This is a genomic window from Kluyvera sp. EC_51, assembly GCF_019584505.1.
Lineage (GTDB): Bacteria > Pseudomonadota > Gammaproteobacteria > Enterobacterales > Enterobacteriaceae > Kluyvera > Kluyvera sichuanensis.
The window spans coordinates 42,599-67,381 of record NZ_VDAG01000111.1; the positions used below are offsets into that span (position 1 = coordinate 42,599).

Sequence of the window (24,783 nt, forward strand, 5' to 3'; positions counted from 1 at the left end):
AAACCTGGCACATCGCGAGTAAATCTATGAAAATCGGCATTATTGGCGCAATGGAAGAAGAAGTTACGCTGCTGCGTGACAAAATCGAAAATCGTCAGACTATCACCATCGGCGGTAGCGAAATCTACACCGGCCAGCTGAACGGCGTGGATGTGGCGTTACTGAAATCCGGGATTGGCAAAGTGGCCGCCGCAATGGGCGCCACGCTGCTGCTGGAGCGCTGCCAGCCGGACGTGATTATCAACACCGGTTCCGCGGGTGGCCTGGCGCCAACGCTGAAAGTGGGCGATATCGTGGTTTCTGACGAAGCGCGCTACCACGATGCCGACGTCACCGCTTTTGGCTATGAAATTGGCCAGATGGCAGGTTGCCCGGCGGCGTTCAAAGCCGACGACAAACTGGTTGCCGCCGCTGAAGCGTGCATCAAATCCCTCGACCTGAATGCCGTACGCGGCCTGATTGTCAGCGGCGATGCCTTTATTAACGGTTCCGAAGCGCTGGCAAAAATCCGCACCAACTTCCCGCAGGCGATTGCGGTAGAGATGGAAGCGACAGCGATTGCCCACGTTTGCCACAGCTTTGCCGTGCCGTTCGTGGTCGTCCGCGCGATTTCCGACGTGGCCGACCAGCAGTCTCACCTGAGCTTCGAAGAGTTCCTGGCCGTTGCTGCGAAGCAGTCGACCCTGATGGTCGAAACGCTGGTGCAGAAACTGGCACGTGACTAAGCGACTCCTGACAGGGCTGCTCGCCCTGCTGCTTAGCGCCCCGGCGTGGCTTGTCGCCGCGCCGCGGGTCATCACCCTCTCCCCCGCCAATACCGAACTGGCTTTTGCCGCCGGCATCACCCCCGTTGGCGTCAGCGCATGGTCTGATTATCCCGCTGCGGCAAAAGAGATCGAACAGGTTGCCTCCTGGCAGGGCATTAACCTCGAGCGTATTGTCGCCCTGCACCCGGACGTCGTGCTGGCGTGGAAAGAAGGTAACGCCGAGCGTCAGGTGAACCAGCTGCGTTCACTGGGCATTACCGTGCTGTGGGTCGATTCGCACAGCATTGAAGAGATCGCCGCAACGCTTCGCCAGTTGGCGAAATGGAGCCCGCAGCCCGAAAAAGCCGAACAGGCCGCTGCCACACTGCTGCATGACTATGCGCAGCTAAAGGAGCAGTATGCAAAAGCACCGAAAAAAAGGGTGTTTATGCAGTTCGGCTTTAACCCCATTTTCACCAGCAACAAAAGCGCCATCCAGAACCAGATACTGGAAGTGTGCGGTGGCCAAAATATCTTTGCCGACAGCCGCGTGGCCTGGCCTCAGGTCAGCCGTGAACAGGTGCTGATGCGCCAGCCGCAGGTGATTGTTGCCGCGGGCGATGCGGGTCAGATTCCGAAAATTCAGCACTACTGGGCTAGTCAGCTCACAATCCCCATTATTCCCCTTAATAGTGACTGGTTTGAACGCGCAAGCCCACGTATTATCCTCGCCGCAAAACAACTCTGTACTGCACTATCGCAGGTTAATTAATCAGGTAATAGGTCATGCTTGTCTACTGGCTGGATATTGTTGGCACCATCGTCTTCGCTGTCTCCGGCGTCTTGCTGGCGGGGAAACTGCGTATGGACCCCTTTGGCGTTCTGGTTCTTGGCGTGGTGACCGCCGTGGGCGGCGGAACCATTCGTGATATGGCGCTCGCCAACGGCCCGGTCTTCTGGGTGAAAGACCCCACGGATCTGGTGGTGGCGATGGTCACCTCAATGCTGACTATCGTGCTGGTTCGTCAACCGCGTCGCCTGCCCAAATGGGTGCTACCGGTGTTGGATGCCGTGGGGCTGGCGGTGTTCGTGGGGATTGGCGTGAACAAGGCGTTTATCGCCCACTCCGGGCCGCTGGTTGCCGTCTGTATGGGTGTCGTTACCGGCGTCGGCGGCGGGATAATTCGCGACGTACTGGCGCGCGAAGTGCCGATGATCCTGCGAACCGAAATCTACGCCACGGCCTGTATTATCGGCGGGATTGTGCACGCGACGGCCTATTACACCTTCCAGATACCACTGGAGAACGCCAGTATGATGGGGATGGTGGTGACGCTAGCTATTCGCCTGGCGGCGATTCGCTGGCATCTGAAGCTGCCGACTTTTGCGCTGGATGATAACGGTCGTTAAACCTGCGTAGCCCGGCCAAGCGCAGCGCCGCCGGGGATGCCCCGGAGTCGGCGCTAGCGCACCTCGTCCGGGCTACAAAAGATGCACACAAAAAAACCACCTTTCGGTGGTTTTTTTATCTATCTGGTCAGCAAGCTTAGATGCTGAAGGAAGAACCGCAGCCGCAGGTGCTGGTTGCGTTCGGGTTGGTCACGATAAAGCGCGAACCTTCCAGACCTTCGGTATAGTCCACCGAACCGCCGACCAGATACTGCAGGCTCATCGGATCAACCACCAGGCCTACGCCCTGTTTTTCGATGGTCATGTCGCCTTCGTTGATCTGGTCATCAAAGGTAAAGCCATACTGGAAGCCGCTGCAGCCGCCGCCGGTGATATACACGCGCAGCTTCAGGTTTGGATTCTCTTCATCCGCAATCAGGACTTTTACTTTTTTGGCTGCGGCGTCGGTAAACTCCAGCGGCAGCGCTACGTCATCACTCATTTTTTGCTCCCATTAATACAGCGGGTCTGGGCAAATAATAACCCGACTCTTTTGGTCATTATCTAATACCCTGGTAAATCGTTCAAGTATTCTCCGGGGCCGACTGCCTGGCCTTAGCCTCTTGCTCGGCCTCCTGTTTCGCCAGGGTTCGCGCCAGAATCGTGGCGTAGAGCGGCTGCCCGCCGAGGAACTGCGCCAATAGCGTGGCACCGAGACCGGTAATAATCATTGGCAAAATGAGCTGATAATTGTCGGTCATCTCCAGCACCAGCACAATGCCGGTGAGCGGTGCGCGGACGGAGGCCGCCAGCAGCGCGCCCATTCCGGCAATCGCGAAGGTCCCCGCCTCCAGATTGTAGGCCGGGAACAGATGCATCGCCGCCATACCGAAGGCCGTTCCCAGCAGCGTGCCCAGCGCCAGCATTGGCGCAAAAATCCCGCCAGGTGCGCCGGAGGAGAAGCACAGCAGCGTGGTGATAACGCGGGCAACAAACAGGAACAGCAGCGAACCGACGGTAAAATTCCCCGCCGCCGCAATCGGGATCAGGTTAAACCCGCCGCCCGCCGCTGCCGATTGAAACAGCCCCAGCACGCCGCAGCCGCCGCCAATCAGGCCGCCAATCAGCACCCATTTTGTCGTGTTACCGCCGTGGATACGGAAAAACATATCCTGGGTTTTCAGCACCAGAGTATTAAACAGCGGACCAACACAGCCGAAAATCACACCCAGCACCAGATACAGCCACAGCGTGTTGACCGGCGCGTTGGTCAGCTTACCCACTTCAATCACCGGCGTTTCGCCGTTGAAGATGCGGAACATGATGCTCGACATGATAACGCCGGTGAATACCGCTTTAATCGAAATCAGGCTGTAGCGGAACTGCGGACGCATCTCTTCGATGATAAACAGGATGCCCGCCAGCGGCGCATTAAACGCCGCCGACAGACCCGCCGCCGCGCCGGTTGCCAGCAGCGTGTGCCGCGACTCTTCGTCACGCTGGCGGAAAATATCGCCGACCATACGGCCGATATTGCCGCCGATTTGCACCGTCGGCCCTTCACGACCAAGCACCATGCCCGAACCCAACGTGCCCATCCCACCGAAGAATTTCACCGGCAGCACGCGCCACCAGCGAACCGGGCGCAGGTCTTCCAGCGCACCTTCAATCTCCGGGATCCCCGAACCGCCCGCTTCCGGCGCAAAGCGTCTCATCAGCCAGTAGCCAAACATCGCCAGCAGCGCCGACAGTACAAACGCCAGCGGCCAGACCAGATACCAGCGGTCGGCAACCTGCGCCAGCGTGCCAATACGCAGGTTCAGCACCCAGTTCACCGCATGCTCAAACGCCACGCCGACCAGCCCCACGAGCGAGCCAACGATGGCGGACATCAGCAGCACCATCAGCGGGGTTTTATCGCGATTCAATAATTTACGCACTACGTCGCGGCGGCGTAAACGCACCATCCGCTGTGCCTCTAAAGGGGGTATTTCTGCTCTCATACCGTCATCACTAATTGGTAATACAAATACGAAGGGAAGGCATTTTACCCAGTCATATGCGCGACGTCGCGAAAAAATTGCGCGGCGAATGCTTTGTTACAGCAGGGTAAAGACGTAGTTCATCACAGGTTAGTATGAATAGAGAGAAAGTGGCGCAGAAGATCGTTTGAACGGACCTGACCGGTTGACGTCCCTGGTGTTGGGATCTCTGCGCCTGATAAGAAAGGGCTATCGTCAACATGCCTCCAGGCGGAGGCATGTTTTTAGGTTGTGTAATACCTTACTCTTCTACTGGCTCAGGCTTCTTTTTCGCCAACAGGTTGTAAGCCACCAGCAGAGCGAAAATACCGGTAATCGTCATGGTGATGGTGCCCGGCGTCATAAAGCGCGCCATGTTGCCAAGAATAATCCCCACTACGCCGAAGTCGGTATCGGAGAAGGTGGTGTTGGTTAAGCCCAGCGCACCCAGTACCGGAATCAGCGCCACCGGTAAGAAGGTAATCAGAATACCGTGAGCGAAGGCACCGAGAATCGCACCGCGTTTACCGCCGGTCGCATTACCGAATACCCCTGCCGTTGCCCCACAGAAGAAGTGAGGTACGACGCCCGGCAGAATCAGTACCCACTTGAGCTGCCCAAGGATGAACAGACCCACCAGACCACCGACAAAGCTTGAGATAAAGCCGACTAACACCGCGTTCGGCGCATACGGGAAGACGATTGGGCAGTCCAGCGCTGGACGTGCGTTAGGCACCAGGCGCTCGGAGAAACCGGTAAATGCTGGAACGATCTCCGCCAGAATTAAACGCACACCCTGCAGGATAATAAATACCCCAGCCGCAAAAGTGATGGCCTGGATAAAGGAGTAGACCAGGTAGTTCTGACCGTGGCTAAAGTGACTCTCGACGTACTCTTTACCTGCGGAAATCGACAGGACCAGATAAATGATCATCATTGTCAGAGAGATAGAGATCGTGCTATCGCGCAGGAAGCTCAGGTTCTTCGGCATGTTCATCTCTTCGGTAGATTTAGAACCTTTACCGACGACAGAACCGATCCACCCAGAAAGCACGTAGCCAACCGTACCGGTATGCGCCAGAGCTACCTGGTCATTACCGATAATTTTACGCATATAAGGTTGTGCAATAGCCGGGAAGAAGCCCATTAACATGCCGAGCGCCAGTGAACCGGTATAAATAAGCTGAACGCCTTCGAAGCCGGCTACTGACAGAATAATGGCCACCATACAGGCCATGTAGAAAGTCACATGCCCGGACAGGTAGATATATTTTAAACGGGTGAATCTCGCCACCACGATATTCGCGACCATACCGAACGCCATGATAAGCGTGGTTGGTGCGCCATATTTTTCCAGTGCAATAGAGACCATCGCCTCATTGTTCGGAATAATACCCTGCACATCAAAGGCCTGCTTGAAGATATCACCTAACGGCGATAGCGAGCCGACCAGAACTAAAGCCCCTCCGGATAATACCAGGAAGCCCAGTATCGTTTTAACGGTCCCTTTAATGACGTCAGGGAAGGATTTTTTTTGTGCCACCAGGCCGAATAGCGCCACCAGCCCGACAAGGATTGATGGCACCTTCAGGATATCAACAATAAGCTGTAAAACGTTTTGAACAAACATATTAACCTCTGTCGCAGGGTATTTTTCTTGCCCGACTTAATTATTGCTGGTCAAAGTAGTCTTTTATTTTTTGTTCAACTTCGTTCAGGTCGATAATGTTATTAATCACAATAACTTTATCTGCCGGTAAGTTAGCGCTGAAGGCGATATCTTTCGCCATCACGAAAACATCGGCCACGTCGGGCGTGACGGAACCCAAGTCAGAGTGTTCAACGTCCGCGGTGATATTAATTTTTTTGAGCACCTTTTTGATGTTCATTTCCATCATAAAGCTGCTACCCAGACCTGAACCACATACCGCCATAATTTTCATAGTAGACCTCATATTTTTACGATTGGGGTGTCATTAACAAGACGCCGACGTTTCACCGAGTAAAATCGCCTGCAATTCTTCAGTACTTTGCGTATCAAAAATCTGCTGCATCACCTCATCATCTGACAGCACTTCGGCGAGCTGCGAAATCATTTCAATGTGGCTATTGCTGTCCGGGGCGGAGAACATAAAAATCGCGTCCACCGGATCGTTCTCTTCTGAATTGAACTCAACCGCCTGGCCCAGTTTGACGATAGAGAGCCCCAGCGCCATTGCGCCCTGCTCGGGTCGCGTATGCGGCATCGCGATGCGCGGAGCAATCACGAAATAGGGGCCGATCTCTTCTTTCTGTTTGATAATCGAATCGATATAGGCCGGTGAAATCGCTCCTTCATCCAGCAGTGGGCGGCCTGCAATCTGAATCGCCTCTTTCCAGTCACTTACCGATTGAACATACTGAACTTTGTTTTTATTCAGCCAGTTGGATAATGTTGGCATGGATATTACCTATCGTTCTTAATGATAAAAATGGGTGACTAGAGCATGCGACGGGCCGTTTCCGTCACATTCTCTTTCGTAAAGCCAAAGTATTTAAACAGGACGCTCGCTGGCGCAGATTCCCCAAAGGAGTCCATGCCGATAACCTTCCCATCCAGCCCGGTATAGCGCTGCCAGAACCCTTCAATACTGGCTTCTATCGCCAGACGGTTACGCACACTCTTCGGCAATACGGACTCTTTGTAAGCCTCATCCTGCTTATCAAAGCGCTCGGTGCACGGCATGGAAACCACGCGAATCTGATGGCCTTCCTGTTGCAGCGTACGCGCAGCGGCAACCGCCAGCGCCACCTCTGAACCTGCGGATATCAGGATCAGCTCAGGTTCACCGTCGCAGTCGACCAGCACATAACCGCCACGCGCAATATTGTTAAGCTGTTCCGCACTACGAGCCTGCTGTTCAAGCGGCTGACGAGTCAGCACTAAGGCCGAAGGCCCGTCCTGACGTTCAATCGCCTGCTGCCAGGAGACCGCCACTTCCACCTGATCGCATCCGCGCCAGGTTTCCATATTCGGCGTCAGGCGCAGCGAGGCCAGTTGCTCAACCGGCTGGTGCGTCGGGCCATCTTCGCCCAAACCAATGGTGTCGTGGGTATAGACAAAGATGGATCGAATTTTCATCAGCGCCGCCATGCGCAGCGCATTGCGGGCATATTCCATAAACATCAGGAAGGTGCCGCCGTAAGGGATAAACCCGCCGTGCAGCGCCAGACCATTCATGATGGCGGACATGCCAAATTCACGAACGCCATAAGAAAGGTAGTTCCCCGCCCCGTGCTCGGCGGTAAAATCGACGGACTTCTGATGCCTGGTCAGGTTAGACGGCGAAAGGTCCGCAGACCCACCCATCAACTCAGGCATCATATCGGCGAAAAAATTTAAGCAGTTCTGGCTCACCTGACGCGTGGCCAGCGATGCCGGGTTGGCCTGCAAATCATCAATATAGTGCTGGATATTCCCTGCCCACTGCGCAGGCAGTTCGCCCTTCATACGGCGTACAAACTCGGCGGCCAGTTCAGGCCATTGCAGCGCATAGTCGGCAAACAGTGCCTCCCATGCCTGCTCGTCCTGCGCCCCTTTTTCGGTCGCATCCCAGGCGGCATAGATATCAGCAGGAATTTCAAACGGCGGATACGGCCATTCAAGGCGTTCACGTACCAGGGCAACTTCATCGGCCCCCAGCGCAGAGCCGTGGCATTCATGGCTGTCCGCTTTATTCGGCGAGCCGAAACCGATAATGGTTTTACAACACAGCAGGCTCGGTTTATCGCTGACCAGTTTGGCTTCGCGAACGGCCGCGTCAATCGCCTGCGGGTCGTGACCATCAATACCTTCAATCACGTGCCAGCCATAGGCGCGGAAGCGGGCGGCGGTATCTTCAGCAAACCAGCCTTCAACGTGCCCATCGATAGAGATGCCATTATCGTCCCAGACGGCAATCAGGTTCCCCAACCCTAAAGTTCCGGCCAGGCTGCATGCTTCATGGGAGATGCCTTCCATCAGGCAGCCATCGCCCAGGAAAAGCCAGGTGTGGTGATCGACGATATCAAACCCAGGTTTATTGAATTCAGCGGCCAGCGCTTTTTCGGCAATGGCCATGCCGACGGCGTTCGCTACCCCTTGCCCCAACGGGCCGGTGGTGGTCTCAACGCCCGGCGTATAGCCATACTCCGGGTGACCAGGCGTACGCGAGTGAAGCTGACGGAATTCACGGATGTCATTCATGCTCAGGTCATAACCCGTGAGGTGCAACAGAGAATAAAGCAGCATCGAGCCATGACCATTCGACTGCACATAGCGATCGCGGTTAAACCACTGCGGATTTTTAGGGTTATGGCGAAGGTGATGACGCCAGACAACCTCGGCAATATCAGCCATACCCATCGGTGCGCCCGGATGGCCGGAGTTGGCTTTCTGAATCGCGTCGACGCTCAAAATTCGAATGGCATTCGCTAATTTTCTGTTGCTCATACGTCTCTCTTTTTACCTGGATTTTACGTTCAACAATAACGTTTGCGGGGTTTTCCCCACGCCAGCATGAATAGACATGTCGAAAGAAACCTTAGTTTTTATCGTTGTATCACGCCGCCATACGGTTCAACGCGGCTTGAATTCTCTTTCGGCAACCAGCAATAAAATAAACATTAAAATACAATGAATTACTTTATATTCTTACGCTATTACTGCATCCTTACGCCTTTCAATATACGTCTATACATGTTTCACTTGTCTAGTCATCTTGATGATGCACATAGACGTGTCCAGATACAATATGCAAAAATGCATTTTATCGCGATGCGGCGTTTGTTCACTCAAATTCGTTAACTTGCTCACAATATGACGTTAACTGTCTGGTCGACAGAAAACAAAGTCAGGCATACATGTAAACAGGATCCAGCGGCGTTATCGCCCACATTGGTTAGGAAGAAAGTCGATGGTTGATGGCATTACAGAGAAGCAAAAAGAGGTGGTCGATTACATTCTCAGGAAGATAAAGACCGATGGTCTTTTGCCAGGGGATAAACTGGACACAGAGATTGCTATTGCCAAAAATATCGGCATCACGCGAGCCACGGTGCGCGAGGCCACGCGCCTGTTGATCGAGCAACAGCGAATTTACCGCGTGAAAGGCTCCGGTTTGTTCGTTGGTGCCATCGGTAAAAGCAACCATTCCGGCAGATTCCACGCCCTGTCACCTTTTGATTTCCAGGCGCAGAAGAGTGGCCATAAAGGCGTCAGAAAAGTCATTAAATTCAGCATTATGAAAGTGCCATCGCCGGAAATCGCTCAGTCATTACGGATAAAAAATAGCGATCAGATCTATAAAATTTTACGCCTGATGTGTTTTGACGATATTCCCGTCGCCCTTGAGCATATCCATCTGCCGGTCAATATGTTTACCAGCATGGAATTAAGCCAGCTCGAAATATCAAAATATAGCTATATCGAAAGCATCACCGGTAAAAAGGTCCAGCGCCGCGATCAGAATTTAACCGCGATCAACCTGGTTGACGAAGATATCCTTAATCTATTGAATCTCAAAGAGAACGACTCCGTTCTCGAACTTGATGAAACCGTTTATCTCGATGACGGCACCCCCTGCGAAGTCAATATCGCCATCATCAACACGCGTATTTTCCCCCTGAGACAAAACTCAACCCGCTCATAAGGCGGGTCATTTTCAGCCAGACCTCGCCGCTGCTGATAACAAGGCAGCCACTATCATTTCTGTTGCCCAACATTCACGCCACAATGGTCAAAAATTTCATAACCTCTATGGAATAATTTAGAATAGCGGGCAAAACATTTTCCACGAACCAGGATCCTGGCAATGAGCAAATCTGAAAACCTGTATAGCGCTGCGCGTGAACTTATCCCAGGCGGGGTGAACTCGCCGGTACGTGCCTTCACCGGCGTGGGCGGTACGCCGCTGTTTATCGAGCGTGCGGACGGCGCGTATCTGTACGACGTGGATGGCAAAGCCTATATCGACTATGTCGGTTCCTGGGGGCCGATGGTACTGGGCCATAACCACCCTGCTATTCGTAATGCGGTGATTGAAGCGGCCGAGCGTGGTCTGAGCTTCGGTGCGCCGACCGAGATGGAAGTCACTATGGCGAAGCTGGTTACTGAACTGGTGCCAACCATGGACATGGTGCGTATGGTGAACTCCGGTACCGAAGCAACCATGAGCGCCATTCGCCTGGCGCGCGGCTTTACTGGCCGTGACAAAATCATCAAATTCGAAGGCTGCTACCACGGCCACGCCGACTGCCTGCTGGTTAAAGCAGGCTCCGGCGCGCTGACCCTCGGCCAGCCAAACTCACCGGGCGTGCCGGCCGATTTCGCTAAGCACACCCTCACCTGCACCTATAACGATCTGTCGTCCGTACGCGCGGCGTTCGAGCAGTTCCCGCAGGATATTGCCTGCATCATCGTTGAACCGGTTGCCGGCAACATGAACTGCATTCCACCGCAGGCTGATTTCCTGCCGGGCCTGCGCGCGCTGTGTGACGAGTTCGGCGCGCTGTTGATTATCGATGAAGTGATGACCGGCTTCCGCGTGGCGCTGGCTGGGGCGCAGTCCTACTACGACGTGGTGCCGGATCTGACCTGCCTTGGCAAAATCATCGGCGGCGGTATGCCGGTAGGCGCCTTCGGCGGTCGTCGCGACGTGATGGATGCGCTGGCGCCAACCGGTCCGGTTTATCAGGCGGGTACCCTCTCCGGTAACCCAATTGCCATGGCAGCGGGCTTCGCCTGTCTGACCGAAGTGGCACAGCCTGGCGTTCACGAAACCCTGACCGACCTGACCAACCAGCTGGCGCAGGGTCTGCTGGATGCCGCGCAGGAAACCGGTATTCCACTGGTGGTGAACAACGTGGGCGGCATGTTCGGGATCTTCTTCACCGATGCCAAAGAAGTGACCTGCTATCAGGACGTGCTGAAGTGCGACGTTGAACGCTTTAAGCGTTTCTTCCATCTGATGCTGGATGAAGGCGTGTATCTGGCGCCGTCGGCGTTTGAAGCAGGCTTTATGTCTATCGCCCACAGCGAAGAAGATATCAACAACACCGTTGACGCGGCGCGTCGGGTGTTTGCGAAGCTGTAAGGGATATTGGCGAAGTTCCCCCTCACCCCGGCCCTCTCCCCAAAGGGGCGAGGGAGAAAAACAGATCGGTGTTGTAGGTCAATGCTGCATCGAACGGTTCCCTCTCCCCTATGGGGAGAGGGTTAGGGTGAGGGGGCCTTCCTCTACCGGCTCTGCTTTCTCAGTAAATAGATAAAATACGGCGCACCGATAAAGGTCGACAGCAGCCCTGCTGGCACCTGATACGGGAACATCAGCATACGCCCACACCAGTCAGCAAACACCAGTATCAGCCCACCTATCAGTGCCGACATCACGATATGCGGCATCGTCCGGCGGAAGCCCATCATGCGCGCAATATGCGGCGCCATCAGCCCGACAAAGCTTAACGGCCCGATGGTCAGCGTGGCCGCCGCCGTTAAGCACGCCGCCAGCAGCAGCAGACTGATACGTGCCGGTGACAGCGCCATACCGATAGAGCGCGCCGTTTCGCCACCCAGCGGCAGGATGGTTAACCAGCGGCGGCAAAGCGGCACCAGCAACAGGAAAATCACCATGGCAGTAGCCGACTGCGCCACCTGCTTGCCGGTCGCGTTATAGGTTGAACCGGCAATCCACGTCAGGATCTGCGCCATGCGCGGGTCACCACTCGCCTGCAGCATCATCAGCAGCATGGTGAACGCGGTACTCAGCGCCATCCCCGCCAACAGCATTCGGTGCGGTGAAAATCCGCCGCGCCCGGCGGCAATCAGGATAACCAGCAGCGTGACCGCTGCTCCCAGGCTGCCCGCCGGCAGCAGCCAGACAAACGCGTTGCCCGGCACCACAAACAGCATCAGTACCACGCCAAACGCCGCGCCGGAGCTGATCCCCAGCACTTCCGGGCTCGCCATCGGATTGCCGGTTAAGCGCTGAATAATACAGCCCGCCACCGCCAGCATCACCCCGGCAATCAGCGCCGAGGCGATACGCGGCCAGCGCCACTGAATCAGTTCGTCGAGCAGGGTACCGCTCGCCCAGTGCCAGCTGTGCGCATCGCGGCCCAGCGACAGCGCAGCAAACATTGCCGCTAACAGAATCACCAGTCCGCCCAGCGCAAACCACTGCACGTGCTGACGTTCATTCGCCACACTGTCGTTAGCGTTCATCGACGGTGCGCTCATGCTGCGCAGGCGCGGCAGCAGCCAAAGCAGCAGCGGTGCACCAATCAGTGCGGTCACGGAGCCGGTGGAGACTTCCATCCACACCCGGGTAAGCCAGAGGATTATCTGATCGGAGAGCCACAGAATCAGCGCGCCAATCAGCGGGGCCAGCATCAGGCGGGAGAGCAAGCGTCGTGCGCCCAGCATCTTCGCCAGCAGCGGGGCAAACAGGCCAATAAAGCCGATAATCCCCACCGCGTTGACGAGGAAGGCGCTGATAACGATAGCCAGCGTCAGTGCCCCCAGACGCGCCAGCGAGAGCGCCAGACCCAGGTTGCGGGCCACGCCGTCATCCAGCCCCATCAGCGTTAACGGGCGCAGCAGCAACAGCGTGAGCATCACGCCGCCGAGCAACTGCGGCCACAGACGTTGCACGATGCTCCAGTCGGTCTGGGTCAGCGTCCCGGTGCTCCACAGGAACATACTTTGCAGTTGGTCGTGATGGAAAATCACCATCAGCTGGTTTATCGCGCCGCAGTACAGGCTCACCACCAGCCCGGCCAGAATTAGCGTTACCGGCGAGAGGCGTTTGCCCCACGCCACGCCGAAGACCAGCGCACCGACGATGCAGGCCCCCGCCAGCGCAGCAAACTGCGAGGCCAGCACGCCAGGAATGGCCCACAGCGCGGTAATGGTCATCCCCAACTGCGCGCCGGTCGCCACGCCAAGCGTGGTTGGCTCAGCCAAAGGGTTACGCAGCACCTGCTGGAACAGCACGCCCACCAGCCCCAGTCCGGCGCCGACCAGCAGTGAGATAGCCAGGCGAGGCAGCAGGCTGTAGTGGAACAGCATCTGATCGATGGCGTTAATATCCGGCTGGCGTATTGCCTGGAACCAGAGCGTGTGAGGCAGCGCAATGTTGAAGTTAAACCAGGTCAGCGCCAGCCCGACAATAAACAGCGCCAGCAGTAACAGCGTGGCAAAAGGAGAGCGGGTCGTTTTCACGCTTTGCCTCCCAGTGCGTTATCAAGGATGCGAGCGAAGTTCATCGCCGACAGCGTTGCGCCGTAGAACCAGACCGCCGGAACGTTCTGCACCCGGTTCGCGCGGACAAACGGCATCGCCTGCCATAACGGCGTGGCGGCCAGCTGGCGCATATCAGCGGCATTGCCGTGGTCAAAGCAGAGCACATCGACGTCTTTGTAGGCCGCCAGGCGGTCGATACCGACCACCGTGCTGCCCCAGAAGTTTGTCTCCCCCTGCCAGGCGTTCTTCACGCCCAGACGATCGAGGATCTCCTGGAAAAGGCAGTTCGGGCCAAACACCAGCATATGGCGCGGGTCGAGCAGCGACATGATCAGCAGCGGGCGTTCGCCACGTGAGGCAAATCGCGGTTTAAGGCTGTCGATGTAGGCATCAAACTCCGCCAGATGGCGATGAGCAACGTCATGCTTATTGAGCAGTTCCGCCATCTCCAGCAGCGAGCGCCGCGCCTGCTCCAGCGGCTGTTTGCCGTCGCTGAAGGCAAAGCTGCGCCCCGGCGCAATACGCGCGAGGATCTTTGGTGAAGGGCCATAGCCCGCAGACCAGACCAGCATCGAGGGCTTCATCTGGGTCAGCAGTTCAAGATTAGGTTCGGTACGCAGCCCCACGTCAATCACCGAGTCCGGCAGCACCGGTTCGTTGACCCACATGCGATAGTTGGGGATATCCGCCACGCCGTAAGGGGTGACGCCTAGCGCCAGCATCAGCTCGACGGGCAGCCACTCCAGCGCCACGATACGTTCAGCGTTCACCGGCGCGGCCTGGGCTTTTTGCATCTGCCAGAGCAGCGGCGAGAGCGCCATCGCCGCCAGAAAACGGCGGCGGTTTATCAAATTCGAATCAGTCATCAATAGACAAAACTTACCGGTGCGGCACCGGCTGGATGCGGAAGAATACCCATTGGGATGCCGTAAATCTGCTCCAGCGTGTCGCTACGCATCAGTTCGTCCGGCGAGCCCTGGGCAATCATTTCGCCGCCGCGAAGCGCCACCAGATAGTCGCAGTAGCGCGCCGCCATGTTGATATCGTGCAGAACGGCGACCACCGTCAGTCCACGCTGCTGGCTTAAGCGGTGCACCAGCGCCAGCACGTCAACCTGATGGGCAATATCGAGCGCCGAGGTTGGCTCGTCGAGCAGCAGGCAGCGGCTATCTTGCGCCACCAGCATGGCAATCCACGCGCGCTGACGTTCGCCGCCGGAGAGGCTATCGACCAGGCGATGCGCCAGCGGTTTAAGCCCCACGAGGGAGATCGCTTCCTCGACCTTTTCACGATCGGCCACGCCGAAACGGCCCAACGCGCCGTGCCACGGGTAGCGACCAATGGCGACGAGTTCACGCACGGTCATCCCTTCTGCAGGCGGCAGCTGCTGCGGCAGATAGGCAACCTTACGGGCAAAAGCTTTGCTGTTCCAGCTCGCCAGCGGCTGACCGTCCAGGAGGATCTCTCCTTCCGACGGAGCCTGATGACGGCCAAGCATTTTCAGCAGCGTGGATTTACCCGAGCCGTTATGGCCGATAAGGCCGGTCACTTTGCCCGCGGGAAAAGTTAGGGAGAGAGGATGAAGAAGCGTACGGCCTGGAACGCGAAAAACGACCTGTTCCAGAGAAAAGGTCGTATCAGAATGAGTTGTCTTGTCCTGCATAACCGTCAACATGTTAAAGGGCGCGGAAAACCCGCGCCCTGGAGGTGGTTAGAAACGGAACGTTGCGGTAGCAACAACCTGGCGCTCAGCGCCCCAGTAGCACGCGTATTCGCTGTAGCAGCTGGAGACGTATTCACGGTTGAACAGGTTATTGACGTTAACAGCAATGGATGAACCCGGCAGGCCTACGCGCGCCAGATCGTATTTCACCATCGCATCGGCAACGGTATAGCCGCCTACGCTAAACTGCTCGTTTTTCTTGCCAGTCGTGGTATCGCTTTTGTAGTAGCTAACGGTAGAGCCCGTATAACGAACGCCTGCACCGAAGGTTAGACCACTCAGCGCCGTGTCGTAGAAGGTATAATCCGTCCACAGAGAAGCCTGGTTACGCGGTACTTCTGCAGGACGCTTACCTTTGAAGGTCGTATCCTCAGTGTATTCCGCATCCGTGTAGCTATAAGCTGCCGTCACGTTAATGTTTTCATTAACCGCTGCTTTTGCTTCCAGCTCAATACCGCGAGAACGAATCTCCCCGGTCTGAACGCTATACCAACCGGTGGTATCGTTCGGATCGGAAGTCAGGTTCTTGTCTTTGGTCAGTTGATACACCGCCCCCGTCAGTACTACCGGCATATCTTTTGGTACGTACTTCACACCGGCTTCATACTGCTTACCGCGAGATGGGTCGAACGGCTTGCCTTCTTTGGTCGTTCCCGACGTTGGCTCGAAAGATTCGCTATAACTGAAATATGGTGAAATACCATTATCAAACAGATAGTTAAGACCACCACGCCAGGTGAACTGCTGGTCATGATTCTGAGCCAGAGAGTTGTCGGAACGAGTTAAGGTTGAAGCCATCGCGTAGTCATAACGACCACCCAGCGTCAGCACCCATTTATCCCACTCCATCTGATCCTGTGCATACAGACCAGTCTGCTCCATACGGTTAAGCACGACATAGTGAGAGGTGATCTTGACACCCGGGTTGCCATACTGCGGATTATTCATATCCAGCGCGTTGGCATCGCCATACACTGCGTTCACATCATTACGCATGCGTGAATAGTCAACGCCTGTCAGCAGAGTATGCTCAACATCGCCCGTAGCAAAATCGGACTGCAGTTGCGTATCAACCGTGAAGGCATTGAGGTTCTCATCTGAACGCACATACTTACGCTGGATCTGACCCGGATCTATGTAACCAAAACCATATACCGAACGGTACAGGGTTTTCACCTGGTCGTAGCGCAGGTTCTGGCGCACGGTGAAGGTGTCGTTAAATTCGTGAGAGAAGCTGTAGCCCACCATCTGCTGGCGGCGCTGCATTTTGTTGTCCTGTTCGCCTTCGTTGAAGTCAGTCGGCAACTTGTGAGAATTGCCGTTGGCATCAACGTACGGAACCAACGTACCTTCACGCGGCAGCCAGCCGTAGTAACCCGCATCCGGATCGCTCTGGAAGTTGCTCAGGAAGGTGAAGTCCGTTTTATCATCCGGACGCAAACTGAAGGATGGAGCGATAGCATAACGACTCGCTTTGGCCATATCCTGCTGTGTGTCCTGGCTGCGGCCTAAACCGGTCAGGCGATAAGACCACACGCCTGCGTCATCAATCGCATCACTAAAGTCAAAACCGGTCTGCCAGAGGTTATCTGTGCCCATTTTGAATTGAATTTCACGCAGCGGTTCAGTGGTCGGGCGTTTGCTGACCATGCTGACGATACCGCCAGGGTTGCTGTTGCCGTACAGCACGGAAGTTGGCCCGCGCATCACTTCTACGCGTTCCAGGAAATAAGGGTCCATAGAGACTTCAGAGTAGTTATTTCCCTGAAGCTTCATACCATCCAGATACTGGTTGGTGTTAACCGTTGTTGGCGACGTAAAACCACGGATAGAAACCACATCATAAGTCGAAGAACTTCCGCGAGTAGAGAAGACACTTGGCGTGTACGCCATTGCTTCTTTAACGGTCGTCGGCTGATGGATATCCATCTCCTGACGGGTAATCACCGAAACAGACTGCGGAGTCTTCTCAATCGGAGTATCAGTCTTGGTTGTCGTTGCGGAGTGTTTTGCCGCAATCGTCGCCGCCGGACCCCAGGCACTTTCCTGAGCCGCCGGAGCTGCGGTGACGGTGATGGTTTCTTCTTTAGGTTGTTCTGCTGCCTGTGCATATACAGACATGCCGCTAACCGCCGTGGCTACTACAACTGCGAGTTTACGCAGCGAGTGGGTTGGCTGAGCAGTTTTTAGACGCGCCATTGGTATATCTCTGATGAAGTGAATGATAACGTAAACGAGAATTATTATTATAACGATGGGAATAATAGGTCATGCATTGGACGCATAGCAAGCGATATAAGTCCCTACCAGAATTAAGGGGTTAAGAATTAAACAGATGAAATAATGGCGTTAAGAAAAAGAAAAAACTTAGAGATAAAAAAAGCCCCTGCACGATGCAGAGGCTTAGTATTAATACGGTATCGAGCCATCCCGGAGTCGGCGTGAACGCCTCGTCCGGGCTACAGCCTATGTTGTAGCCCGGCCGAACGAAGTGACGCCGGGGTTAGCACCGCTCCCATCAGGGCGGTATTAATTCCCGCCGAACATATCCTTAATCCAGCCTGCCACGCCGTCGCTGTCTTTCTTCTCCTGCGCCGGCTGCTGCTGTTGCTGCTGAGGCTGTGAAGAAGATGAGTCAAACGGGTTCGCTGACTGCTGTTGCTCGATAGCCTGCTGGCTCTGCTGGCAGAGTGAATCCGGGTCGGTAGTCCAGACCGGCAGCATACGCGTGCCACCGCCGCCGCAGACGAAGTTACCGCCATCGTCCACGCCCATGTTCACCACATCTTCCGGCGGCGTCAGATCCAGCGCGATAGGCGACTGGGTCTCCAGATAACGCTGGTAGATAGACATCGCACCGCTGGCGCCGTACAGCTTGGTCGGCTGGTTATTATCGCGACCTACCCAGGTGATCACCACTTCACGGCCGTCAATCCCGGCAAACCAGGTATCGACGTTGTTGTTGGTGGTCCCGGTTTTCCCTGCCAGATGCAGGTTCGGGTATTTCGCGCCCAGCTGACGGCCAGTACCACGCTGCACAACCTGCTGCATGGTCCACAACGTCAGATAAGCCGCCTGCGCTGGAACGGCACGTTCTGCCTGCGGATAGCTCTGGTACAGTACGGTACCGTCTTCCGCAATCACCGAACGCAGCGCCGACAACGGTGCGCGGTTACCGCCGCTGGCGATGGTCTGGAACGCCTGGGCCACTTCAATCGGCGTCAGGTTCAGCGCCCCCAGCAGCATCGCCGGCACGGCGTTAAGCTGATCTTTCGGCGCGCCCAGCTTCAGCCAGGTGTCGGTGACCGCTGGCAGACCCAGCGCCATACCGAGGTTAACGGTCGGCACGTTCATGGAACGCGTCAGCGCGTCCACCAGCATCACCTGACCGCTGTAGCGACGATCATCGTTCTGCGGTGACCACACCTGACCATTCGGCTGACGCAACGCAATTGGCGCATCGGCAATCCAGGTATTCAGGCGGTACTGGTTCGGCTGGCTTAAGGCCGTGAGGTAGGTCGCCGGTTTTGCCAGAGAACCAATCGAACGACGTGCCTGCATGGCACGGTTGTAGCCCGCAAACTGCGGTTCAGCGCCGCCAACCATCGCGCGCACTTCGCCGCTGAAGCGGTCGACCACCACCATCGCGGTTTCAAGGTCGCTCAGCTTACGCTGTTTCTTCAGCACCGGAATACCGTCGGTCGCCGCTTTTTCTGCGGCATCCTGCGCGACCGAGTCGAAGGTGGTAAAGATCTTCACGCCGGAGAGATCTTTCACCTTATCGCCCAGCTTCGCCTGCAGCTCCTGACGCACCATCTGCATAAACGCAGGCTGCGGTGAAATCACCCCGCCGCGTGGCTGCACGCCCAACGGACGCGCGCTCAGCATGTCGTACAGTTCCTGATCGATAACCTTCTGCTGTTGCAGCAGGCGCAGAACCAGATTACGACGCTCCAGCGCCAGTTTTGGGTTACGCCACGGGTTGTAGACCGAGGCCCCTTTCACCATGCCCACCAGCAGTGCCTGCTGGTCAAGGCTCAGCTCTTCTACCGGACGACCGAAGTAGTAGAGGCTCGCCAGCGGGAAGCCGCGGATTTCATTGTCGCCGCTCTGACCGAGGTAGACCTCGTTCATATACAGCTCAAGAATACGGTCTTTGCTGTAGCGAGCGTCCATGATCAGCGCCATGTAGGCTTCGTTCGCCTTACGCCAGTAAGAACGTTCGCTGGAGAGGAACAGGTTCTTCACCAGCTGCTGGGTCAGCGTACTCGCCCCCTGCACCGTTCTCCCTGCGGTCAGGTTCGCCAGCACCGCACGGCCCATCGAGTAGAAGCTGATACCATCATGCTCGTAGAAGTGACGGTCTTCGGTGGCGATAAGCGTATCGATCAGCAGATCCGGGAAACCACTGCGCGGCACAAACAGACGCTGCTCGCCGTTTGGCGAGGACATCATAGTGATAAGGCGCGGGTCGAGACGGAAGAAACCGAACTGACGGTTGCTGTCCAGGTTCTCGATGGTTTCCAGGTGATCGCCATCAAAGGTCAGACGCGCGCGCACCTGCCCTTCTTTGCTGTCCGGGAAATCGAACGGGCGACGGATCATCTCAATACTGTTGGCCTGCACGGTAAATTCGCCGGGCCGCGTCATCGCCGACACCTGGCGATACTGGGTCGCCGTCAGCAGCTGAACCATCTCTTTTTTGCTGATCGGCATATCCGGCTCAAGGCTCACCATGCGGCCATAGACTGCCGCTGGCAGCTGCCAGACCTTACCGTCGACGCGGCTACGGATTTTTTGATCCAGATACACGCCATAAATGGCCATCAGCACGGCAAAAACGATGCCGAGTTTTACCAGGAACCAGAACCAGCGGTGTTTGCCGCGCGGTTTTTTCCCTTTTCCGCCGCCTTTACGCGAGCGCGGTTTTTCATCGTCGTAGCCATCATCATCATAATCGTCGTCATACTCATCGTCTCTGAGCTGTCGACGGCTTACCTTTTGCTTTGCCGGACGTGCAGGCTTGCCTTTACGTCCAATCGGCTCGCGGTCATTCCCCGCCATGCTTTCTCTCCGCAACATTCAGGCATAAAGGCCTGATTCTCAATTCTTCTGCCACGGGGCAGAAGAAGATATCTCTCAATTTTATGCAGTTTTTCCCCGGCGTCGCATTCGCTCGGCCGGGAACTACGCCATCACGAATACTTTTTCGTCCGCCGCGTCGGCGCGGTATTTGCCGGATCGTCCGGCCAGACGTGCTTCGGATAGCGCCCTTTCATCTCTTTTTGCACTTCCCGGTACGCCCCCTGCCAGAACGCGCTTAAATCGCGTGTGATCTGCAGCGGGCGCTGCGCCGGTGAAAGCAGTTCGAGCACCAGCGCGACTCGCCCTTCGGCGATAGTCGGCGTGCTGGCTTCGCCAAACATCTCCTGCATACGCACCGCCAAAGCCGGCGGGTTTTCATCATCATAGCGAATAGCTATCCGACTTCCTGTGGGCACAGTGTAATGAGTTGGCAGCAAACTCACCAGACGTTGTCGTAATGACCAGGGCAACCATTCCAGCAGCGCCTGATGAACATCCAGCGATTTCAAGCCGCGCAACGAGTGAACGCCGCTCATATGCGGCAACAGCCAACTCTCCAGCGCCTCTAGCAGCGAGACGTCATCCACCGCAGGCCACGCATCTTCCGGCAGCCAACGCGCAGCGCACTGTAAACGCAAGCGTAGCTGTTCCGCTTCGTTCGTCCAGTTGAGCACGCTTAACCCTTTCTCGCGAATGCCGGTGAGCATCGCCCGGTGCAGCTCCTCTTCCGACGGTTTCGCCAGCGGGCGCACGCTCAGCGTCAACTGACCAACCTGGCTTCGGCGCAGCGCTTTCAGCGTGCCCTGGGTATCATCCCACTCGATAGTGTCAGATTGTTGAATCAGCTGCGGACAGCGCGCCACCAGCGCATCAATATCCAGCGCACAGGCCTGCAAGATTCGCGCATCCGGCGAGGCATTACCCTGTAACAGCAGCGGCGCAATCAGCCATTCGTGGCGATTCAGTGCATCGTCGGCGTCTAACATCGCCCCCATGCCGTTAGCGAGCTGATAGCGCCCTTCCTGTCCGCGTCGGCGCGCGATGCGGTCGGGGAAGCCCTGCGCCAGCAGCGCGGGAATCACGTCGCTGTCAGGCTGCCCTGCACGGCGATTAAGCCGTTTACAAAGCTGCTGGCTACGCTGCTGCCACTGCCCCTGCGAACGGGTAAAGGCCTGCATCAAATCGCCGCTGCCGCCGCGCGGAGGCTCTTCCAGAATAGCCGCCAGCCGCGCCGCCGTAGCCACTTCAGCGTCGCTATCCGCCGCCACCAGCATCGCGGCAAGGCGCGGGTCGTTCCCCAGCGCCGCCATTTTCAGCCCTTTCGCCGTTAAGCGCTCATCGGCCAACGCGCCAAGCTGCGTCAGCAGGCGACGCGCCGCCGTCAGGTTCACCGCGGGAGGTGTATCCAGCCAGCTGAGCTGCGATGGGTCGTTACAGCCCCACTGCAAGAGTTCGAGCAGCAGCGATGAGAGATCGCTTTGCAATATTTCCGCTTCACTCTGCGCCGCGGCACGTTCGGCCTGATCTTTTGCCAGCAGGTGCACACACACGCCGGGCTCCAGACGTCCCGCGCGCCCGGCACGCTGGGTCATCGAGGCCTGGCTTATGCGCTGGGTTATCAGCCGTGTTAGCCCACTGCGTACGTCAAAACGCGCCACGCGCTCCTGGGCGCTATCCACCACCAGGCGAATACCTTCGATGGTCAGACTGGTTTCGGCAATATTGGTTGCCAGCACGACCTTCCGCTTGCCTGATGGGGCGGGAAGTATGGCCTGACGCTGTTCGCTGAGCGGCAGCGCGCCATAGAGAGGGCAGAGCAGGACGTCGTCGGCTACACGCTCCGCCAGGTGATTCTGAACCCGCTGAATTTCGCCAACCCCCGGTAAAAAGAGCAGCAGCGAGCCGTTTTCATGACGCAGCAACTCCGCCGTCGCCATAGCCACCGCCTCATCAAAGCGCTGGTGCGCAGGCAGCGACTGATAGCGACGCTCCACCGGAAACGCACGCCCTTCGGAAATAATCACCGGGGCATCCGGGAGCAGACGCTGCAGCTTGTCGTTATCAAGGGTAGCCGACATGATCAGCAGCTTGAGGTCATCGCGAAGCCCCTGCTGAACGTCCAGCAGCAACGCCAGCGCGAGATCGGCTTGCAGGCTGCGTTCATGGAATTCATCGAGGATCACTAACCCCACGCCCGACAGTTCGGGATCGTGCTGGATCATACGCGTCAGGATCCCTTCGGTCACGACCTCTAACTGGGTAGTCGGCCCCACGCAGGTTTCCGCCCGCATGCGGTAGCCGACCGTTTCTCCCGGCTTCTCACCCAGCAGTTCCGCCAGGCGCTGCGCCACGTTGCGGGCCGCCAGACGGCGCGGCTCCAGCAGCAAAATACGCCCGTTGATGCTGCCTTCGCGTAAAATTTGCAGCGGCAGCCAGGTGGATTTACCCGCCCCCGTTGGCGCGTTCAGCAGCACCTGCGGCGATTGCTGTAAGGCATGAAGGAGTTCAGGAAGGATGCTTGCGACCGGCAACAGGGACACGAATGGCTCCAGAGGGTTAACATTAAACGGCGGACATTGTAGCATCGCCTCAATTCATAACCGAGTCCCCACCATGTCAGAGTCAAAAAGGCTGTTTTTCGCCGTTGAGATCCCAAAGCCCATCCAGAAGCAGCTGGTGCAGTGGCGTGCCGATAATTTTGCCGACGACGCTGGCGTACCCGTGGTCGCCGCCAATCTGCATATTACGCTGGCGTTTTTGGGGGAAGTGAGTGAGGAGAAACAGCGGGCGCTGGCCGCCATGGCCGGGCGTATTCGCCAGCCCGGTTTTACGCTGAATCTGGATGATGCCGGGCAGTGGCTGCGCTCGCGCGTGGTGTGGCTCGGCACGCGTCAGCCGCCGCGCGGACTGCTACAGCTCGCCAATATGCTTCGCGCTCAGGCCGCTCGCAGCGGCTGTTATCAAAGCCCGCAGCCGTTTCACCCGCACCTGACGCTGCTGCGCAACGCCGCGCAGGCGGTGCCTATCCCTGCTCCCGGCTTTCTCTGGACGTTTCCGGTGACCGAGTTCGCGCTATACGAATCACGCTTTGTCCGGGGACGCACAAAATACACGCCGTTACAGCGCTGGGCGCTCAGCGAATCATAATAAGGAAAACGTATGAAGTTTACGCCACCGCTCAAGCACGCCACGCTGATTCAACGCTACAAACGCTTCCTCGCTGATGTTGTCACCCCCGAAGGTGAAACCTTCACGCTGCACTGCCCCAACACCGGCGCAATGACCGGTTGTGCAACCCCAGGTGACACCGTTTGGTATTCGACATCAGAAAATACTAAACGAAAATATCCACATACGTGGGAATTAACTCAAACCCAGCAAGGGGCATTTATCTGCGTCAATACACTGCGGGCAAACACCCTGGCAAAAGAGGCAATTCTGGCTCAGCGTCTTCCCGAACTCACCGGCTACAACACCCTGAAAACCGAAGTGAAATACGGTGAAGAAAGCAGCAGAATTGACATCATGTTACAGGCAGATGATCGTCCCAACTGCTATATTGAAGTGAAGTCAGTCACACTTGCGGAAAATGAATTTGGTTACTTTCCGGATGCCGTGACCGTGCGCGGACAGAAGCATTTACGCGAGCTGATGGGCGTTGTCGCCAGGGGCGAACGCGCCGTTTTACTGTTTACTATCTTGCACTCAGCCATTGAATATTTCTCTCCTGCACACCATATTGATGCTAAATACGCAGAGTTACTCATTGAAGCAAAGAGAAAGGGGGTAGAGGTTTTGGCTTATAAAGCGGAACTTTCTGCCGATAATATGACTCTGATATCGCCGTTACCCATTGCGTTATCACCGGGGGTATCTGCATAGAAAGTGTTCGGGCTGCGGCGCAAATACGCTTTTCTTCACAGCATTGTCAAGTGTTACGTTTAGATAATTGCCATGTGGAAAAGCATCTGTTATTTATAGCGGCCTGATTTTTCCCCCGAACACGGGGATCGATAGTGCGTGTTAAGGAGAAGCAACATGCAAGAAGGGCAAAACCGTAAAACATCGTCCCTGAGTATTCTGTCCATCGCAGGGGTGGAGCCGTACCAGGTGAAACCGGGCGAAGAGTATATGAACGAAGCCCAGCTGGCGCACTTCCGACGTATTCTTGAAGCATGGCGTAATCAACTTAGGGATGAAGTCGATCGCACCGTTACTCACATGCAGGACGAAGCAGCAAACTTCCCGGACCCGGTAGACCGTGCCGCACAGGAAGAAGAGTTCAGCCTCGAACTGCGTAACCGCGATCGTGAACGTAAGCTGATCAAAAAGATCGAGAAGACGTTGAAGAAAGTGGAAGATGAAGATTTCGGCTACTGCGAATCCTGCGGTGTGGAAATTGGTATCCGTCGTCTGGAAGCACGTCCAACGGCCGACCTGTGCATTGACTGCAAAACGCTGGCAGAAATCCGCGAAAAGCAGATGGCAGGTTGATAGAACGCTAACGCTCTCACTTCAAGGCGGGAATCTCTCCCGCCTTGTTGTTTTTTTATTGCCATA

At 56.3% G+C, this 24,783-nt stretch carries 20 protein-coding genes; 8 read left to right on the plus strand and 12 right to left on the minus strand.

Going from position 1 to position 24,783, the window contains the following annotated elements:
• Positions 1 to 26: 26 nt before the first annotated feature.
• From mtnN to FHC49_RS21695, 3 genes are read left to right on the plus strand one after another with little or no spacing between them, the layout of a single operon-like run.
• Positions 27 to 725 (plus strand): 5'-methylthioadenosine/S-adenosylhomocysteine nucleosidase, encoded by a 699-nt coding sequence (mtnN, locus tag FHC49_RS21685; RefSeq protein WP_220440831.1) that lies wholly within the window; start codon positions 27 to 29, stop codon positions 723 to 725.
• On the plus strand, positions 718 to 1,518 hold the full coding sequence (gene btuF, locus FHC49_RS21690) for a vitamin B12 ABC transporter substrate-binding protein BtuF (RefSeq protein WP_220440832.1): 801 nt from the start codon (positions 718 to 720) through the stop codon (positions 1,516 to 1,518). The genes mtnN and btuF overlap by 8 nt, the downstream gene beginning before the upstream one ends.
• 14 nt (positions 1,519 to 1,532) lie before the next feature.
• Positions 1,533 to 2,156 (plus strand): TRIC cation channel family protein, encoded by a 624-nt coding sequence (locus FHC49_RS21695; protein ID WP_185669229.1) that lies wholly within the window; start codon positions 1,533 to 1,535, stop codon positions 2,154 to 2,156.
• Positions 2,157 to 2,292: 136 nt separating this feature from the next.
• Here the strand turns inward: FHC49_RS21695 and erpA are convergent, their stop codons facing one another.
• The 6 genes from erpA to tkt form a co-directional block, all read right to left on the minus strand.
• On the minus strand, positions 2,293 to 2,637 hold the full coding sequence (erpA, locus tag FHC49_RS21700; RefSeq protein ID WP_106925544.1) for an iron-sulfur cluster insertion protein ErpA: 345 nt from the start codon (positions 2,635 to 2,637) through the stop codon (positions 2,293 to 2,295).
• A gap of 82 nt (positions 2,638 to 2,719) precedes the next feature.
• Positions 2,720 to 4,138 carry a H(+)/Cl(-) exchange transporter ClcA gene (clcA, locus tag FHC49_RS21705; RefSeq protein WP_185669230.1) on the minus strand — a complete coding sequence of 473 codons (1,419 nt, stop codon included), beginning with the start codon at positions 4,136 to 4,138 and terminating at the stop codon, positions 2,720 to 2,722.
• A 280-nt stretch (positions 4,139 to 4,418) separates the two neighbouring features.
• Positions 4,419 to 5,786, minus strand: a complete 1,368-nt coding sequence (locus FHC49_RS21710; protein WP_185669231.1) for a PTS ascorbate transporter subunit IIC — start codon at positions 5,784 to 5,786, stop codon at positions 4,419 to 4,421.
• A 40-nt stretch (positions 5,787 to 5,826) separates the two neighbouring features.
• Complete coding sequence (locus FHC49_RS21715) at positions 5,827 to 6,099, minus strand: PTS sugar transporter subunit IIB (RefSeq protein ID WP_185669232.1); 273 nt, start codon at positions 6,097 to 6,099, stop codon at positions 5,827 to 5,829.
• A gap of 33 nt (positions 6,100 to 6,132) precedes the next feature.
• Positions 6,133 to 6,597: a PTS sugar transporter subunit IIA gene (locus FHC49_RS21720; protein WP_185669233.1), complete on the minus strand. Its 465-nt coding sequence runs from the start codon at positions 6,595 to 6,597 to the stop codon at positions 6,133 to 6,135.
• 38 nt (positions 6,598 to 6,635) lie between these two features.
• Entirely contained in the window at positions 6,636 to 8,627 is a 1,992-nt protein-coding gene (gene tkt, locus FHC49_RS21725; protein WP_220440833.1) for a transketolase, read from the minus strand.
• Positions 8,628 to 9,090: 463 nt separating this feature from the next.
• On the opposite strand from tkt, the gene FHC49_RS21730 reads away from it, so the two are divergent.
• Both FHC49_RS21730 and hemL read left to right on the plus strand, forming a co-directional pair.
• Positions 9,091 to 9,825, plus strand: a complete 735-nt coding sequence (locus FHC49_RS21730; RefSeq protein WP_106925532.1) for a GntR family transcriptional regulator — start codon at positions 9,091 to 9,093, stop codon at positions 9,823 to 9,825.
• A gap of 162 nt (positions 9,826 to 9,987) precedes the next feature.
• The gene (gene hemL, locus FHC49_RS21735; RefSeq protein ID WP_220440834.1) at positions 9,988 to 11,268 is read left to right on the plus strand and encodes a glutamate-1-semialdehyde 2,1-aminomutase; all 1,281 of its coding nucleotides are present in this window, start codon (positions 9,988 to 9,990) and stop codon (positions 11,266 to 11,268) included.
• A gap of 143 nt (positions 11,269 to 11,411) precedes the next feature.
• Here hemL and fhuB read toward each other — a convergent pair whose 3' ends face one another.
• The 6 genes from fhuB to hrpB form a co-directional block, all read right to left on the minus strand.
• On the minus strand, positions 11,412 to 13,394 hold the full coding sequence (gene fhuB / locus FHC49_RS21740; RefSeq protein ID WP_220440835.1) for a Fe(3+)-hydroxamate ABC transporter permease FhuB: 1,983 nt from the start codon (positions 13,392 to 13,394) through the stop codon (positions 11,412 to 11,414).
• Positions 13,391 to 14,281: a Fe(3+)-hydroxamate ABC transporter substrate-binding protein FhuD gene (gene fhuD / locus FHC49_RS21745; RefSeq protein ID WP_220440836.1), complete on the minus strand. Its 891-nt coding sequence runs from the start codon at positions 14,279 to 14,281 to the stop codon at positions 13,391 to 13,393. Before fhuD ends, fhuB begins: the two co-directional genes overlap by 4 nt.
• Complete coding sequence (fhuC, locus tag FHC49_RS21750) at positions 14,281 to 15,078, minus strand: Fe3+-hydroxamate ABC transporter ATP-binding protein FhuC (RefSeq protein WP_185669238.1); 798 nt, start codon at positions 15,076 to 15,078, stop codon at positions 14,281 to 14,283. The genes fhuD and fhuC overlap by 1 nt, the downstream gene beginning before the upstream one ends.
• Before the next feature lie 48 nt (positions 15,079 to 15,126).
• Positions 15,127 to 17,337 carry a ferrichrome porin FhuA gene (fhuA, locus tag FHC49_RS21755; protein WP_220440837.1) on the minus strand — a complete coding sequence of 737 codons (2,211 nt, stop codon included), beginning with the start codon at positions 17,335 to 17,337 and terminating at the stop codon, positions 15,127 to 15,129.
• 330 nt (positions 17,338 to 17,667) lie between these two features.
• A complete protein-coding gene (gene mrcB / locus FHC49_RS21760) occupies positions 17,668 to 20,202 on the minus strand; it encodes a bifunctional glycosyl transferase/transpeptidase (RefSeq protein ID WP_220440838.1) in 2,535 nt (844 codons plus the stop codon).
• A 131-nt stretch (positions 20,203 to 20,333) separates the two neighbouring features.
• Entirely contained in the window at positions 20,334 to 22,763 is a 2,430-nt protein-coding gene (hrpB, locus tag FHC49_RS21765) for an ATP-dependent helicase HrpB (protein WP_220440839.1), read from the minus strand.
• A 73-nt stretch (positions 22,764 to 22,836) separates the two neighbouring features.
• Here hrpB and thpR point away from each other — a divergent pair, with 73 nt between their 5' ends.
• The 3 genes from thpR to dksA all read left to right on the plus strand — a co-directional run bounded on the left by thpR (position 22,837) and on the right by dksA (position 24,717).
• The gene (thpR, locus tag FHC49_RS21770; protein ID WP_220440840.1) at positions 22,837 to 23,370 is read left to right on the plus strand and encodes an RNA 2',3'-cyclic phosphodiesterase; all 534 of its coding nucleotides are present in this window, start codon (positions 22,837 to 22,839) and stop codon (positions 23,368 to 23,370) included.
• Between the two features lie 12 nt (positions 23,371 to 23,382).
• Entirely contained in the window at positions 23,383 to 24,105 is a 723-nt protein-coding gene (gene sfsA, locus FHC49_RS21775) for a DNA/RNA nuclease SfsA (protein WP_220440841.1), read from the plus strand.
• A gap of 156 nt (positions 24,106 to 24,261) precedes the next feature.
• Entirely contained in the window at positions 24,262 to 24,717 is a 456-nt protein-coding gene (gene dksA, locus FHC49_RS21780; protein ID WP_035891939.1) for an RNA polymerase-binding protein DksA, read from the plus strand.
• Positions 24,718 to 24,783 lie beyond the last annotated feature (66 nt).

Coding starts and splice junctions, on each gene's coding strand:
- erpA (WP_106925544.1), bottom strand. CDS start 2,637: ATGAGTGATGACGTAGCGCTGCCGCTGGAGTTTACCGACGCCGCAGCC.
- sfsA (WP_220440841.1), top strand. CDS start 23,383: ATGAAGTTTACGCCACCGCTCAAGCACGCCACGCTGATTCAACGCTAC.
- fhuA (WP_220440837.1), bottom strand. CDS start 17,337: ATGGCGCGTCTAAAAACTGCTCAGCCAACCCACTCGCTGCGTAAACTC.
- FHC49_RS21695 (WP_185669229.1), top strand. CDS start 1,533: ATGCTTGTCTACTGGCTGGATATTGTTGGCACCATCGTCTTCGCTGTC.
- FHC49_RS21710 (WP_185669231.1), bottom strand. CDS start 5,786: ATGTTTGTTCAAAACGTTTTACAGCTTATTGTTGATATCCTGAAGGTG.
- FHC49_RS21715 (WP_185669232.1), bottom strand. CDS start 6,099: ATGAAAATTATGGCGGTATGTGGTTCAGGTCTGGGTAGCAGCTTTATG.
- dksA (WP_035891939.1), top strand. CDS start 24,262: ATGCAAGAAGGGCAAAACCGTAAAACATCGTCCCTGAGTATTCTGTCC.
- tkt (WP_220440833.1), bottom strand. CDS start 8,627: ATGAGCAACAGAAAATTAGCGAATGCCATTCGAATTTTGAGCGTCGAC.
- thpR (WP_220440840.1), top strand. CDS start 22,837: ATGTCAGAGTCAAAAAGGCTGTTTTTCGCCGTTGAGATCCCAAAGCCC.
- FHC49_RS21730 (WP_106925532.1), top strand. CDS start 9,091: ATGGTTGATGGCATTACAGAGAAGCAAAAAGAGGTGGTCGATTACATT.
- hemL (WP_220440834.1), top strand. CDS start 9,988: ATGAGCAAATCTGAAAACCTGTATAGCGCTGCGCGTGAACTTATCCCA.
- mrcB (WP_220440838.1), bottom strand. CDS start 20,202: ATGGCGGGGAATGACCGCGAGCCGATTGGACGTAAAGGCAAGCCTGCA.
- fhuD (WP_220440836.1), bottom strand. CDS start 14,281: ATGACTGATTCGAATTTGATAAACCGCCGCCGTTTTCTGGCGGCGATG.
- clcA (WP_185669230.1), bottom strand. CDS start 4,138: ATGAGAGCAGAAATACCCCCTTTAGAGGCACAGCGGATGGTGCGTTTA.
- mtnN (WP_220440831.1), top strand. CDS start 27: ATGAAAATCGGCATTATTGGCGCAATGGAAGAAGAAGTTACGCTGCTG.
- FHC49_RS21720 (WP_185669233.1), bottom strand. CDS start 6,597: ATGCCAACATTATCCAACTGGCTGAATAAAAACAAAGTTCAGTATGTT.
- fhuC (WP_185669238.1), bottom strand. CDS start 15,078: ATGCAGGACAAGACAACTCATTCTGATACGACCTTTTCTCTGGAACAG.